The organism is Guptibacillus hwajinpoensis (assembly GCF_005144865.1).
Taxonomy (GTDB): Bacteria; Bacillota; Bacilli; order Bacillales; family Guptibacillaceae; genus Guptibacillus; species Guptibacillus hwajinpoensis_A.
Window position 1 is genome coordinate 70,923 of sequence record NZ_SWFM01000005.1, and the last position, 14,949, is coordinate 85,871.

Here is a 14,949-nt window from a genome sequence, read left to right on the forward strand (position 1 = left end):
CCTTTCGCGTTATCTTTCTTTCTTATTCCCTGATCAGAGGTACTCTACACGCAATTATCGTGACTATACCAAATGATTCGATATGCAAATAAAAAGGAGCAAGCCTATGCTGCTCCTTTTTTGTTATTTTGCTTCTTCTTTTGGAAGGCGATCTTCATCGATTTCTTCTTTAAACGCATAGGTAAATGTCAAGGCGACAAGTATACCGCCTCCAATTAGGTTGCCAATACTAGCAGGAACAAGGTTGAAGAACAGAAATTCAATCCAAGAGTATTCTGCACCATGGATAAAAGAAGTACTGAAATAACCCATATTTGCTACGCTGTGCTGAAAATTCCCTGCGACGAAAATGATAACAGGTAGCGTTGTTGCTAGTACTTTTCCTGTTAAGTCACGTGCAGCAGTTGCTAGAAATGCTGCCATTCCAATTAGCCAATTGGCGATAATTCCTGAGATAAGTATTTGAAACCATCCTAATGTACCATTAGATAGGAATTTCATTTTGTGTTCAGTATATGTTGTTAATTCTGAATAAAATTCAGGAGATAGAGAACCGGATGCTACAACAAGTGCGCCAACGAGTAGAGCACCAAGAATATTACCTATATAACAAACAACCCAGAACTTGAGAATGTTTTTCGGAATCCAGAACTTTCTCTGTAAGATGTAAGTCGGCAGAAGCACATTAACCTCAGTGAATAAAATAGCTCCAGAAATAAATACAATGGCATAGCCGGTAACGAATCCAATACCTGCAAGTAGGTTATGAATGCCTTCTGTCTCGACTCCAAGGGCAATCAAAACAGAAAAAATAGCTCCAAAGGTAACAAACGCTCCAGCTAGTATAGATAAAATAAATTGTCGGTTTAGTGGTCTTGCGCTATGAGATTCACCTTTTGCAATAAATGTTTCGACTATTTGTGCGGGGAAATAGAATTGTCTCTCGGGATATTTTACGTCCTCGTTTTTCTTTTTTGATTTCTCCACGATAAATCTCCTATCTATATTCTTTTTCTACTAAATAATCTTTCAATGATCGAAAGAAAACTGTTAAATAGGCTTGTATAATGATGAATAAGCAAACCTATCTGCTTTTGCTGTCTAAAAGTAAGATTTCCTGGGAAATTAAATTACAATGTGTCTGAAATAGACGAGAGCGAGGTGGATCTCCACCTCGCTAGAAATTAAAATTTCCAATATCCTGTTTTTCCGTAATGGGTATGAAGATCTTCTTCAAAACGTCGAGAGATAGGTTCGTTAAGTCTATATTCAGGAGAATTGTGAATGTCCTCTTTTGTAACGTCCACCTGTACAGTTCGATCCTGCCAGTGAATATCTGTAATCCATTTGGTTGAGAGTAATACTTCCTTACCAGGAAGCCAGTTTTTAGTATCTATAATGAAATAGCGTAACTGCCAGGTCTCTTTATCGAAAATGAAATCTTTCACATGACCGATCTCTCCATCGAGTGCATGAATGTGATACCCACCAATTTCTTTCGTACTTCTTAAATGGTTTTCTTCTTCTTTTGAAGTTTGGAGCGGTGATTCATCTTCCACCATATCTTCTGCCATAAAAGGTCTAGGGTACATTCCGCTACCCCATGCACCTGTACCTACCCAATAATATGGCCAGCTAAAATGGCGATTGATTTCCATCTCATGCTTTCTAGAAATAGGTTGCTCAGTATCAATGTCTGGACTATCTTTGACTTCATCGCTTGTAAGTGAAACGGAAATTGCCTCATTCTCATGGTCTAATTTATTAATTGAAAGAGGAGACAGAAGAACTTTACGTCCAGGTATCCATTTATGAGTATCGACAACAAGATACCGTATTGTCCAATGTTCGTCATCGAAATAAAGTTGCTTTAACACGCCTTTTTCTCCATCACTCGTATCGATTGAATAGCGATACACTTCATTTTCGCTAACTAACATTTCTATCACTCCTATAGGCAATAATCTACGTATTTAATACAATTCCCTCGTATCAGTTAGCCTAAACGAATTACTCGACTTGATAGGTTTTAAGGTAAGGTTTTCCTGAAAAAATAGTTTTAGGTAAGCCTTTGCTTGTATGTCTGTTCTTATGTGCCTCCCCATACGCTTCGGAGGATTGCCAGTTTTTGAAATCTTTTTCTGAATTCCAGAAAGTAGCCACAATGTATGGGTCATTGTGAACAGGTCTTAGTATGCGTATTCCCTGACAACCAGGTTCGCTTTCTACTTTCCCTGCTCTATTCTTGAAACGGTCCTCGAATACAGCGCGTTCGCTTTCTTCTACAGGGATGTGATTTAGCACAACAAATCCTGGGTCTGTCAATGTGCCTTTATTGTCCATGAGTTCATATTTCTTAGCATTTTTGAAAAAAGTTTCTGATGAAGTTTCATGATAGAGGGCTGCGCCGTCAGGATTAGAGAAGAGCATAACCTCTTCTTGATCATGTTCTTCTTTCATTTTTGCTAAATACTCGTATGTTCCATATGTAACAAATATATTCATCCTACTCATCATCCTTTCAATGAAGTGATCAGGCAGAATTGCCTGATACTTTACCCTTATTTGGCAAAAGCTAAACAGAATCGTCACTGTATATAGTACAAAAAAATCAATTTTTCATGTAAGCTTAGCTTTAATTAAGTTTATAAGGGAGTGCCTCATAGAATGAAAAAGCTTGGGATAGGCCTTATCGCCACAGCAGCAGTTTTCTTGATAGGATTGTTAGGCTATCTTGGCATTTTGCTTGCAGGTAATTATGTAATTGATGAGAAGAAACTAGTTATGAATTCCGCCACTAAACTTGTTGATACTGATGGGGAATTAATTACAAAGCTCTACTTTGAAAATCGCGATCCTGTTTCAATAGATGATATACCTGATCATGTTCAGGAAGCTTTTGTTGCAACAGAGGATAGTCGGTTCTACGATCACCATGGTCTCGATATTAAAGCAATTGGACGTGCGCTATATCGTGACATTCTTGCAGGTAAGAAAGTAGAAGGTGGAAGTACGATAACGCAGCAGCTTGCGAAGAACGTCTTTTTAACGAATGATAAATCCTGGCTTAGAAAAACAAAAGAAGCCGTAATTGCTATTAACCTTGAACGAAATTATAGTAAGAATAAAATTCTAGAAATGTACTTAAATCAAATTTATTTTGGGCACGGGGCTTACGGTATACAATCTGCTTCCATGATGTTTTTCAATAAACCAGTTTCAGAACTCAGTGTAGAAGAGGGCGCAATGCTAGCAGGTCTTCCGAAAGCACCTTCTAATTACTCGCCTATAAACCATCCTGAAGAAAGCAAAGAGCGAAGGGATCTTGTTCTTTCATTAATGGAAAAACACGATTATCTAACAGCTGAAGAAACAGTTCGACTACAAGGGAAAACACTTTCGTTGGATGTAGCTGAAGTGACGAAAGAACCAGCTTATCTTACGTATATTGATATGACACTTCAGGAAGCAAAAACACGATATAAGTTATCTAATGAAGAAGTTCTAAGAGGCGGCTACAAAATAGTCGTTCCGATGAATGTCGATCTGCAAAAAACAGCTTATACGCAATTTCAGAATAAATCTTTCTTTCCAGGTAGTGACACTGAAAACCCTCCGGAGGGTGCACTAACGATAATGAATGCAAAGAGTGGAGGAGTCGTGGCTGTTCAGGGTGGAAGAGAATATGTCCAAAGGGGTTTTAATCATGTGACTTCGAAAAGGCAGCCGGGCTCAGCGTTTAAGCCCATTGCCGTGTATGGACCAGCGCTAGAAAAAAAGGACTACAGTCCATATACATTATTGAAAGATGAAAAAATAGACTATGATGGCTATTCACCTTCCAATTATAACAATCAATATACAGGGGAAATCTCTTTATACGACGCAGTTAGAACATCAGCAAACGCACCAGCTGTCTGGCTTTTAAATGAAATGGGCATATCTTATTCTAAAAAGTATCTAGAAAAAGTCGGAATTAGTATAGAAGATAAAGATTTAAAGATTGCACTTGGAGGCATTGATAACGGTGTATCCCCTTTCGAAATGATGGAAGCTTATCGCCCTTTTGCGGCAGAAGGGAAACACATTGATCCATATTTCATTACGAAGCTCTACAATCACGATGGAAAGCTAGTAGGAGAAGCAAAACATGAGGAAAAGAAGGTATATTCAAAACAAACAGCCTGGTATATGACGAGGATTTTAGAAGGTGTCGTTCGAAATGGCACAGCAACTAGCGGCGAATCTAAAGTTGAAGTTGCAGGGAAAACTGGTACAACAAGTTATGAAAAAGTTAAAGGTGGAGCACGTGATGCATGGTTTGTTGGTTTTACTCCAGAGTTAGTAGGAGCAGTATGGGTAGGTTATGATCGGACAACAGAGACGAATTATCTTACAGGTGGAAGTGAATACCCTGTTCAGCTTTTTAAAAAAGTAGTGAATGCCGATATAAATGATAAGAGTATGGTTTCATTTGAGAAGCCATCTGGTGTAAAAGATATGGAAAAGCCTATTTCACTACCAGATGTAGCGGATTTAAGTGCTGAATTTGACTTCCTTTATGGTCTTCCGGCAATAAAGCTTAAATGGACACCTTCAGCGGACGATCGTGTTACATACCATATTTACGAGATAAAAGATGGTAAACGGGAGCAGATTGCAAAAGTAGAAGGAAAAGGGGAATATACTCGAAATTCGATCTCTTTCTTTGGTTCAGTAGCTTATCAAGTTATACCATATAACTCATTAACCGATCAGGAGGGGAATCCTTCTAATGAAGCATCAGTTAGCTTATTCAATAGTTTTAAAAACGATAAGAAAGAGAAAGAAAACAAAAAGAAAGCAAAACAGGATGAGTGAATATTGTCTTTCCCTTTAAGACTGATTCTAATATGATAGAGTAGATGTAAACGGCTACAAACTAGGACGATTTTATGACTTTTTTCCTTAACGACTGTACACAAAAGCCTTCGATCGCTATAGTATGTAGGGATGTAAAAATGAACGTTTTGCAATTAGAAAGGGTGGACAAGCATGAATAAAGCACCATTTAATGATCAATTTCTTCGGGCATGCCGAGGAGAAGAGACAGACCATACACCTGTGTGGTATATGAGACAAGCTGGCCGGTATCAGGCTGAATATAGAAAGATTAGACAGAAATACTCTTTTCATGAAATGAACCTTAATCCGGAAGTAGCGGCAGAGGTTACGCGTTTTGCAGTTGAACAGCTTGGTGTCGATTCTGCTATTTTGTTCGCAGACATTATGACACCACTTCCATCAATTGGTGTCGATGTTGAGATAAAATCCGGTATAGGTCCAGTTATTGATAATCCTATCCAATCGAGATCAGATGTTGATCGTCTAGGTGAACTTGATCCATTGAAAGATGTTCCATACGTGATGGAAACGATTAAAATGCTTCGTGAACAGTTATCTGTACCGCTAATCGGCTTCAGTGGAGCACCGTTTACTGTTGCAAGCTATATGATTGAAGGCGGGCCATCAAAGAATTATCATAAGACCAAAGCATTTATGTACACAGACCCAGAAGGCTGGCACCAATTAATGAATAAACTTGGTGATATGACGATTGCCTATTTGACAGCGCAGGTTAAAGCTGGTGCTCAAGCCGTACAATTATTTGATTCATGGGTAGGTGCATTGAATGAAGCGGATTACAGAACGTATATTGCGCCGGTAATGAATCGAATCTTTTCTTCTCTAAAAGAATTGGGAGTACCGCTTTTAATGTTTGGTGTAGGAGCAAGCCATCTTATTCAGGAATGGAATAAGCTTCCTGTTGATGTAATTGGGATTGACTGGAGAATCACGATTAAAAAAGCGCGAGAAGTAGAAGGAATTACGAAGCCTCTTATGGGAAATCTTGAGCCTGCACTCTTGCTTGCGCCATGGGAAGTAATTGAAGAAAGAACAAAAGAAATTCTTGATCAGGGTATGCAGTCACCAGGATTCATCTTCAACTTGGGACATGGCGTATTTCCACAAGTTAAAGTAGAAACTTTACAACGCCTAACAAGCTTTGTACATGACTATACACGTAAGAACAGCTAGGGAACGGGAGGTGTAGCATGAAGAAGACGATTGGCCTTCTTGTAATGGCTTATGGCACACCGCGAAGCGAAACAGAAATCGAACCATACTATACGCATATTCACCGGGGAAAAAAACCTACAGATGAAATGCTACAAGATTTAATCGATCGGTACGAAGCGATCGGTGGCATATCTCCTTCATCGGATATTACGAAAGAACAGGCTCAAAAGTTAGAAGATCGTATGAATGAGCAATTTGGCGATGAAACCATCCAATTTAAAAGCTATCTTGGGTTAAAGCACATTGAGCCGTTTGTAGAGGAAGCGGTTAGAGACATGCAAAAAGACGGGATCACAGAAGCAGTGAGTATTGTTCTCGCGCCTCATTATTCCACGTTAAGTGTTAAAACCTATAATGAACGGGCAAAAGCAGAAGCGGAAAAGCTTGGTTATCCTTATATTTATACAATTGACCAATGGTACAACGAGCCGAAATTTATCCAATACTGGGTAAACCAACTACAATCTTGTTTAAGTGAAATGAATGAAGAAAAAAAGAAGAAAACGGTTGTGATTTTTTCTGCTCATAGTGTCCCAGAGAAATTATTGCAAGATGGCGATCCATACCCTGCTCAGCTTGAGGAGACTGCGAAGCATATCGCAGATCGGGCAGGGATTAAAAATTATGCTATTGGGTGGCAGAGTGAAGAAAGCACACCAGATCCATGGATTGGTCCTGATATTCAGGATTTGACGCGTGATCTTTTTGAACAAGAAGGCTTCACAGGATTTATCTATTGTCCCGTTGGTTTCGTAGCAGATCATTTAGAAGTTTTGTACGATAATGACTATGAGTGCCGACAAATGACGGATGAGCTTGGAGCTTTCTATCATAGACCAGAAATGCCTAATGCAACGGATGAATTTATAGAAATTCTAGCAACAGTTGTGACACGTGAATTAACTAAAAAGAAGATGATTAGTAATGAATAAACAGCCAAAAAGAATTGTTATTGTAGGTGGCGGAATCACAGGATTAACTGCTGCCTATTATCTTCAAAAGGAAATGCATGAATCAAACGTTCCTTACGAGATTACTTTACTTGAAGGTAATGACCGATTAGGCGGGAAGATCCAGACTGACACAACGAATGGGTATGTAATTGAGCGAGGACCTGATTCTTTTCTTGCTAGAAAAGAGAGTGCGGCTCGTTTAGTCAAAGAAGTGGGTATGGAGGATCAGCTTGTCCCCAATTCCACTGGGCAAGCATTTGTTTTGAATAATGATCAACTTTACCCAATACCAGGTGGTGCCGTTATGGGGATTCCTACTGAACTGGCTCCATTTGTGTCGACTCAGTTATTTAGCTTGAAAGGAAAGGCAAGAGCTGCCTTTGATTTACTTCTTCCGAGAAGAGAAGACGATGGAAAAGATCAGTCGCTTGGTCTGTTCTTCCGTAGGCGCCTAGGGAATGAAGTGGTTGAAAATCTAATCGAACCACTCTTATCCGGAATTTATGCTGGTGACATTGATAAGTTGAGTTTAATGTCTACTTTCCCACAATTCTATGAAGTAGAGAGAAAGTATCGTAGCTTAATTCTAGGTATGAAAAAGACAACACCGCCATCACGGAGAAGCACTGGAAAGAAGAAGCCGGCCTTCTTGACCGTGAAGTCAGGTTTACAATCATTCATTCAAGCAATTGAAGATAGGCTGACAGATGTAGAGATCAAAAAAAATGTAAAAGTAGATAAGCTAACTAGAGAACAGGATTCTTATATCCTGACGACAACTAATGGTGACGAAATTCTAGCAGATGCGGTCATCGTTACGACTCCTCACCAGCAGGTTCACCATATGTTACGTGATCAAAAAGAAGTAGCACCTCTTGATGAAATGCCTTCTACAACGGTTGCAACTGTCGCAATGGCATTTCCAGAAGAAGCTGTGAAAAAGGCAATGGATGGAACGGGATTTGTTGTATCTAGAAATGCTGACTATACCATTACAGCTTGCACTTGGACGCATCGTAAGTGGCAGCATGCTGCACCAAAAGGTAAAGTACTATTACGCTGTTATGTTGGAAGAGCAGGCAAAGAAGAAATCGTTGAAAAAAGTGATGAAGAAATCGTACAAACCGTTCTAAATGATCTGAATCAGATCATGGAAATTGAGGGACATCCTGAATTCTATCGAATTACTAGATGGAGACAATCAATGCCTCAATACGAAGTTGGTCATCGAAATAGGATCGATGTAGTGAAAGAAGGAATTGAAGGGATAATGCCAGGTGTATTCCTAGCAGGTGCCTCATATAATGGAGTGGGGCTTCCAGATTGCATTGATCAAGGAGAGTCATCTGTAACCTCTGTACTGAGTTTCTTACAATAAAAGACTGGTTCACCTTTAAGTAGGTGAACTTTTTTGTGTATTGAGGAAGTTTCAAAAGTTGGTAGGAGTCCATTGTGTTTTGTTTTATAATAGTGTAGGTTTGCATCTAATGGTAGAATAATATTGGTAACAATTAGTAATAAAGGAGAAAAAATCATGTTGGAAATGGCGAGACCTTTACTTATCAATATAGCAATGCTCTTCTCTGTATTATTTATTTGGAACATGGTCATGCCATTTAGGAGATCAACATCAATTAATTTGAAGAAGAAGCTCATCTACGGATTTATTAGTTCAATAATGGCACTTCTCTGTATGCTTTTTCCGCTAGAGACATTTGGGGAAACAGTATTTGATTTAAGGATCGTTCCTCTTATACTCGTCACATTGTATGGTGGTGGATTTGCAGGAATAATATGTATGTTCACAATAATCCTTATGCGACTAGGAATGGGTGGAGAATACGCATGGGTAGGTGTATTGATTGCTATAGTCGGTTATATTATCTCGCTTAGTTTTTATGGGTATTTTAAAAGATCAATAAGAAAGTGGAGAGTTATTCTACTGACTGGTGGAACGTTTATGCTTTTTTATATAGCAATTGTGCTTACATTGATCGTTCCATTGAAAGCCTATTTTTATCCGATTTATTTTACTTCTTTCGCTATTGCTTACTTTTTTATTTTCTACTTAACAGAGCGCCTTGTTCTTATTAATATACAGCTTGAAGAAACGGTATATCTAGAAAAACTTTCTGTAGCTGGGAAAATGGCAGCTGCGATTGCTCATGAAATACGTAATCCACTTACAACGGTTAGAGGACTTCTTCAGTTTATTTCTAGTAATACAGAAGATGAAAAGATTAAGAATTATGCTCCATTAATGATTGAAGAAATTGATCGAACGAATAAAATCATTACTGATTATCTTATGCTCATCAAACCCTCAAAAAGAGATTATGAAGTTGTCAATTTAAATAAGGTTGTAAAAGATACAACAAATTTGACGGAGGTATTAGCGTCTTATCATGCGGTTAAGATGCAGTATGAGGAAAAAGGTGATTTTGAAATACATGGGAATTCACAGGAGCTAAAGCAGTGCTTAATTAATTTAATTAAGAATGCTATAGAATCAATTGAAGAAAAAGGACTTATTCTTATTACTTTGCAAAATGGTATAAAAAAAGGTACGGTAGATATCGTTATTCAAGATAATGGAGCTGGAATGAGCGAAGAGCAGCTTGAAAAGATTGGTCTTCCCTTCTATACCACTAAATCAAAAGGTACTGGTCTTGGAACTATGATTACGATCCAACTCATTCGTAACATTGGAGGTAAAGTTTTATACAAGAGTAAAATCGGAGAGGGTACGACCGTTACGGTCACGCTACCAACGCATAATTAAAGGGGGAGAATGATGGTATTTGATCGAAGGAAGAGTATATTAGAAGCAGCTGAAAAGTCATTTTCAATGTTCGGATATAAAGCAACCACAATGGATCAAGTAGCGAAAATAGCTAATGTAGGTAAAGGAACGATTTATACTTTTTTTAAAAATAAAGAAGAGCTATTTAATGAAATTGTTACCGGTATGGTAAAGGAATTGAAGGAGCTTGCCAAAAGCTCAATTAACGAAGAAGATAATTTCTTTGATAATTTGCATAGAGCCCTCTATAGTGTACTTGAACATCGAAGAGAACATCAATTAGCGATTAAACTTTCACAGGAAGTACGTGAAATCGGAACACAAGCAGCAATTGATGCACTTGAACTTGTAGAAAAAGCGATTCTTGCCTTTTTAGAACTAGAAATTGAAAGAGGAATTGAAAATAAAGAAGTAAAAGATTGTGATCCATCCCTTACAGCATTTCTATTGTTTAAAATGTACATTGCTCTTATTTTTGACTGGGAAAAATCGCACCAATCGCTCACCAAAGAGGAGATTGCAAATCATCTTGAATTCTATATGATGAGAGGCATTAAGGTAGAATAGTAATAGAATAAATAAAGTGACGAATGACTATTGCTATTCAAAAAAAAGGGTGTTATATTACTATCTGTAGCAAAAAATGACTAAAAATGAAAAGTGGTCAATCGGGATTTAGATAAATAGAATAGTACTATTGCTCTTTTTTTTGTTTCAAAATGACCAATTGAGAAAAATGGTCAATTAGACAGGAGGATATAATATGAAAAAATCATTTCGTCAATTTCGTTCGGAATGGTCGTCACTACTTAAAAACAAGAAAGTTTTAATTCCCGTAATCGCAGTATTGTTTATTCCGGTTTTATATAGTGGAATGTTTCTGTGGGCATTCTGGGATCCTTATGAAAACCTTAACGAGATTCCAGTAGCTGTCGTAAATAATGATGATGGTGCTGATTTTGAAGGTGAACATCTGGAGATAGGTAACGAATTAGTTGATAAGTTAAAAGAGGAACCTGATTTCAAATGGAAGTTTGTAAGTGAGAAAGAAGCCAATGAGGGTCTTAAAGATCAGACCTACTATATGAAGATACAAATTCCGGACAATTTTTCCGAGAAGTCTACTACTGTTCTTGATGAACATCCGGATAAATTGAATCTCGAATATGTTCCAAATGAAAGCTTTAATTTCCTTGCAGGGCAAATCGGTGGTACAGCTGTTAAGGAAATTAAATCTCAAATAGCTGAAAACATTACGGAAAATTACAGTGAAGTTGTGTTTGATAAATTTAGCGAAATCGCTGATGGCTTGTCAGATGCTTCGGACGGCGCAGGGGAACTAGCTGACGGATCATCTGAACTGAAAGATGGCACAAAGCAGTTGAAAGATAATCTAGCTGTACTTAATGAAGGTTCAATTGAATTAACGAATGGCCTTAGCAGTGCAGAAAATGGATCAATTCATCTTGCGAATGGTATTAGTGAAGCAAACCAGGGATCAACAGATCTATTAAACCGGTTAAAGCAGAAAGAACCTGAAATTAACCAGTTGGCTGATGGAGCACATCAGGTTAGTAATGGTATCGGAGAGCTTAGCGATGGCATGGGACGGTTCAAATCAGGACAAGAGGAGCTCCTCGCTGGTGTTCAAGGTAGTAGAGCCGGAACCAAAAGACTGATGGACGGTCTGAATCAGAGTGTTACGAAGTTAGAAGATTCATCTCCAAGTAATGTAGACACTGCAGGGTTGAAGGAATCTTTAAAAAGTGGAGGTACAAAAGCAAAGGAAGTTCCACAAGAACTTCAGGGTGTTATTGAATCGATTCAAACGAGTGACCATTATACTGATGAGCAGAAGCAAGAGCTAATTAGTCAGCTTAAGCCGATTGCAGAGAAATCAGGTTCTGCTGCTAAATCAATTGGTGATGTAGCAACCGAATTTGCTACCCTATCTGAGAAACTATCTAGTGCATCAGCAAATGCAAATGCTCTTCTAGAAGGACAGAGAGATTTAGCACAGGGTGCTTCTGATCTTTATAAAGGTCAATCAAAACTAGAAGAGGGTCTTGTTAGCTTCGGTGATCGGTTGAATCAAACTAACGATAGTGTAGACCAACTTCATGATGGAGCAGTCAAGGTTGCAGAAGGAAACAGTACTGTTGCATCAGGTTGGACGACAATGATTGATAAAGTTGGCCAACTTAATTCTGGTATGAATGAATTGTCTAGTGGATCACAAGAGCTTGCAAATGGACTTTCTGAACTTGAAGGTGGCTCGAATGAACTTTCCTCTGGTGCTAGTCAATTAGCTGACGGATCTAAAGAACTTGATAATGGTGCGCAGAAGGTAACAGATGGATCAGCAGAGCTTCGTGACAAACTGGGAGATGCAGCAGAAGAGACATCCAAAACGAAAGCAGACGATGAAACGTACAATATGTTTGCTGATCCAGTAAACGTTGATACAGAAGCTGTATCTTCAGTACCGAACTACGGTACAGGATTTGCACCATATTTCCTTTCACTTGGTTTATTTGTAGGAGCGCTCTTGATGTCAATTGTGTTCCCTTTACGCGAACCAGCTGGAAGTCCACGTTCAGCAATCGGTTGGTTCTTGAGTAAGTATGGTATTCTCCTAACAGTTGGTGTTATTCAATCTCTAGTCGCAGATGCATTATTATTGTATGGCCTTGGGATTGAAGTTCAAAGCGTACCATTGTTCCTATTGTTCTCGATTGTTTCAAGTCTAGCTTATATGACGCTTATTCAGTTCTTCGTTACTACATTAGGAGATCCTGGACGGTTTGTTGCTATCATCATCTTGATACTGCAACTCACTACAAGTGCTGGTACCTTCCCGATTGAATTAATACCAGAAGGCTTGCAAGTGTTTAATATATGGTTACCTATGACTTATACCGTTTCAGGTTTGAAAGCAGTCATTTCAAGTGGTGATATTGCGTACATGTGGCAAAATGTATATGTTCTTTTAGGATTTATTGCGATTTTTGCAGTAGGTACGATTACGTTCTTCTTCTTCAAATTAAAAAAACACAAAAAACAAGGATTAGAACCAGCTTTTAACGAATAATGAAACCAGAAGCCTTCTCAAAATTTTGAGAAGGCTTCTTTTTTTGAAAATGCATTGGAAAAACGATACAGTAATAGTAAGAAAGTTGCGGTTGAGCCTGTTAATTGGTTTAATAGTAATCTAGAATAGGGTAGATATAATGAAGTTAAGGATTTTAGGGAGGCAGGAGAAGCAAAAGAATGATTACATTTGAGCATATAAGCAAAAAGTTTCCTGATGGAACAGAGGCACTAAAGGATATTAATCTACATATTGAAAAGGGCGAATTGTTAACGTTAATTGGTCCGAGTGGCTGTGGAAAGACGACAACAATGAAGATGATTAACAGACTGATTGAACCAAGCGGAGGTCAGATTTATATTGATGGAAAACCTATTTCTGAACGGGACCCTGTTGAACTTAGAAGAAGCATAGGCTATGTCATTCAACAAATTGGTCTTCTTCCACATATGACGATTGCAGAAAATATTGCATTGATCCCTAATTTAAAAAAATGGGACAAAGATAAAATAGACAAAAGAGTCGACGAAATGCTTAATCTTGTGGGTCTAGAACCTGCAACTTTTAGGTCACGCTATCCTCTCGAGCTAAGCGGAGGACAGCAACAACGAGTAGGTGTTATTCGTGCTCTTGCAGCAGAACCGCCAATCATTCTAATGGATGAGCCCTTCAGTGCGCTCGATCCAATTAGTCGGGAACAGCTTCAGGATGAGCTTGTTAAGTTGCAAAAAGAAATCCAGAAAACCATTGTTTTTGTGACACATGATATGGATGAAGCAATGAAGATTGCTGACCGAATCGCTATTATGAAAGATGGAGAAATTCTTCAGATTGATACACCTGACCGTTTGCTACGACATCCTAAGAATGAATTTGTACGCAACTTCATTGGAGATGAACGGATGGCAAAGGGACAGGCTCCATCTGCAGTAGATTTAATGATCCGTAAAGTAGCTACTGTCAAAGAAAGTCGCGGGCTTGCTGAAGCGTTTCGATTGATGAAATCTGAACGAGTAGACAGTCTTGTTGTGACAGGGCCAGAACATGCATATAAAGGTGTTGTTACGATAGATCACGTACAAGAGCATTATGATGATGATGAAAAACGAATTCAGGACGTTATAGAGGAGATTGAACCAATCAGTCCAAATGTACTTTATCCTGAAATTGCAAAACGATTTGCAGAAAAGCAGTCGATTAGTATTCCAGTAGTAGAAGAAGGAAAGCTTGTAGGCTTAGTGACGAGCAGTAGTATGATGCGTGGTTTAGCAGGACTTGAGCAGCATAGCTATCGAGAGGAGGGTGCTCTGAGTGAATGAAGAAAACTTTTTCTTCCTATTTATTGATATCGTACAAAGTCGTTGGGATGATATTTTTGTTGCCCTTCAGGAGCATCTATTCCTATCATTTATCTCAATCTTCATCGCTATAGTAATATCTGTTCCACTTGGTATTTTCATCTCAAGAAGAAAGAAACTTGCAGAACCCTTTATTGCGGTTACAGCTATTTTTCAAACAGTACCTAGCCTTGCTTTATTTGGTTTTCTAATCCCCTTTCTAGGCATTGGGAATGTGACTGCGATTATCGCTTTGACGGTTTATGCTTTACTACCTATTTTAAGAAATACTTATACGGGAATTACGTCCGTTGATCAGTCATCCATAGAAGCTGGAAGAGGAATGGGGATGACGGATTTGCAAATATTAATGAAAATTGAAGTTCCACTCTCGCTCCCTGTTATTATGGCAGGTGTGCGAACAGCGACCGTTTTAACGATTGGTGTAGCAACACTTGCAACCTTTGTTGGCGCTGGCGGTCTTGGTGATATTATTTACAGAGGGCTTACATCAAATAAAGATGAACTTGTGTTAGCTGGTGCGCTTCCAGCAACCATTCTGGCGCTTGGTTTTGATTTAATTCTTAAGTTACTTGAAAATGCGGCAACTCCTAAAGGGGTTAAAGCAAAAAAATAAAGGGAGAG

General features: G+C 38.6%; 12 protein-coding genes. 9 read left to right on the forward strand and 3 right to left on the reverse strand.

Going from position 1 to position 14,949, the window contains the following annotated elements:
• Positions 1 to 123: 123 nt before the first annotated feature.
• From FBF83_RS16000 to FBF83_RS16010, 3 genes are all read right to left on the reverse strand, one after another.
• Complete coding sequence (locus tag FBF83_RS16000) at positions 124 to 987, reverse strand: formate/nitrite transporter family protein (protein ID WP_240688134.1); 864 nt, start codon at positions 985 to 987, stop codon at positions 124 to 126.
• A 197-nt stretch (positions 988 to 1,184) separates the two neighbouring features.
• Positions 1,185 to 1,940, reverse strand: coding sequence for a PRC-barrel domain-containing protein (locus FBF83_RS16005; protein WP_136948152.1), 756 nt, complete (start codon positions 1,938 to 1,940; stop codon positions 1,185 to 1,187).
• A gap of 70 nt (positions 1,941 to 2,010) precedes the next feature.
• A complete protein-coding gene (locus FBF83_RS16010; protein WP_169525549.1) occupies positions 2,011 to 2,505 on the reverse strand; it encodes an antibiotic biosynthesis monooxygenase family protein in 495 nt (164 codons plus the stop codon).
• 162 nt (positions 2,506 to 2,667) lie between these two features.
• Here FBF83_RS16010 and FBF83_RS16015 point away from each other — a divergent pair, with 162 nt between their 5' ends.
• From FBF83_RS16015 to FBF83_RS16055, 9 genes are all read left to right on the forward strand, one after another.
• Complete coding sequence (locus tag FBF83_RS16015) at positions 2,668 to 4,860, forward strand: transglycosylase domain-containing protein (RefSeq protein ID WP_136948154.1); 2,193 nt, start codon at positions 2,668 to 2,670, stop codon at positions 4,858 to 4,860.
• A gap of 174 nt (positions 4,861 to 5,034) precedes the next feature.
• Positions 5,035 to 6,078, forward strand: coding sequence for a uroporphyrinogen decarboxylase (hemE, locus tag FBF83_RS16020; protein ID WP_136948155.1), 1,044 nt, complete (start codon positions 5,035 to 5,037; stop codon positions 6,076 to 6,078).
• 17 nt (positions 6,079 to 6,095) lie between these two features.
• Complete coding sequence (gene hemH, locus FBF83_RS16025; RefSeq protein ID WP_136948156.1) at positions 6,096 to 7,052, forward strand: ferrochelatase; 957 nt, start codon at positions 6,096 to 6,098, stop codon at positions 7,050 to 7,052.
• A complete protein-coding gene (hemY, locus tag FBF83_RS16030; protein WP_136948157.1) occupies positions 7,045 to 8,451 on the forward strand; it encodes a protoporphyrinogen oxidase in 1,407 nt (468 codons plus the stop codon). Before hemH ends, hemY begins: the two co-directional genes overlap by 8 nt.
• A 156-nt stretch (positions 8,452 to 8,607) precedes the next feature.
• Positions 8,608 to 9,855 carry an ATP-binding protein gene (locus FBF83_RS16035; RefSeq protein WP_136948158.1) on the forward strand — a complete coding sequence of 416 codons (1,248 nt, stop codon included), beginning with the start codon at positions 8,608 to 8,610 and terminating at the stop codon, positions 9,853 to 9,855.
• A 12-nt stretch (positions 9,856 to 9,867) separates the two neighbouring features.
• Entirely contained in the window at positions 9,868 to 10,443 is a 576-nt protein-coding gene (locus FBF83_RS16040; RefSeq protein ID WP_136948159.1) for a TetR/AcrR family transcriptional regulator, read from the forward strand.
• A gap of 196 nt (positions 10,444 to 10,639) precedes the next feature.
• Positions 10,640 to 12,967, forward strand: coding sequence for a YhgE/Pip domain-containing protein (locus FBF83_RS16045; protein WP_136948160.1), 2,328 nt, complete (start codon positions 10,640 to 10,642; stop codon positions 12,965 to 12,967).
• A 179-nt stretch (positions 12,968 to 13,146) separates the two neighbouring features.
• Positions 13,147 to 14,286, forward strand: a complete 1,140-nt coding sequence (locus tag FBF83_RS16050; protein WP_136948161.1) for an ABC transporter ATP-binding protein — start codon at positions 13,147 to 13,149, stop codon at positions 14,284 to 14,286.
• Complete coding sequence (locus FBF83_RS16055) at positions 14,279 to 14,941, forward strand: ABC transporter permease (RefSeq protein WP_136948162.1); 663 nt, start codon at positions 14,279 to 14,281, stop codon at positions 14,939 to 14,941. The genes FBF83_RS16050 and FBF83_RS16055 overlap by 8 nt, the downstream gene beginning before the upstream one ends.
• The last annotated feature ends 8 nt before the right edge of the window (positions 14,942 to 14,949 follow it).

Excerpts from the sequence above, each read along its gene's own strand:
- FBF83_RS16040 (WP_136948159.1), top strand. The coding sequence starts at position 9,868 with ATGGTATTTGATCGAAGGAAGAGTATATTAGAAGCAGCTGAAAAGTCA.
- FBF83_RS16005 (WP_136948152.1), bottom strand. The coding sequence starts at position 1,940 with ATGTTAGTTAGCGAAAATGAAGTGTATCGCTATTCAATCGATACGAGT.
- hemY (WP_136948157.1), top strand. The coding sequence starts at position 7,045 with ATGAATAAACAGCCAAAAAGAATTGTTATTGTAGGTGGCGGAATCACA.
- FBF83_RS16050 (WP_136948161.1), top strand. The coding sequence starts at position 13,147 with ATGATTACATTTGAGCATATAAGCAAAAAGTTTCCTGATGGAACAGAG.
- FBF83_RS16010 (WP_169525549.1), bottom strand. The coding sequence starts at position 2,505 with ATGAATATATTTGTTACATATGGAACATACGAGTATTTAGCAAAAATG.
- hemH (WP_136948156.1), top strand. The coding sequence starts at position 6,096 with ATGAAGAAGACGATTGGCCTTCTTGTAATGGCTTATGGCACACCGCGA.
- hemE (WP_136948155.1), top strand. The coding sequence starts at position 5,035 with ATGAATAAAGCACCATTTAATGATCAATTTCTTCGGGCATGCCGAGGA.
- FBF83_RS16035 (WP_136948158.1), top strand. The coding sequence starts at position 8,608 with ATGTTGGAAATGGCGAGACCTTTACTTATCAATATAGCAATGCTCTTC.
- FBF83_RS16045 (WP_136948160.1), top strand. The coding sequence starts at position 10,640 with ATGAAAAAATCATTTCGTCAATTTCGTTCGGAATGGTCGTCACTACTT.
- FBF83_RS16015 (WP_136948154.1), top strand. The coding sequence starts at position 2,668 with ATGAAAAAGCTTGGGATAGGCCTTATCGCCACAGCAGCAGTTTTCTTG.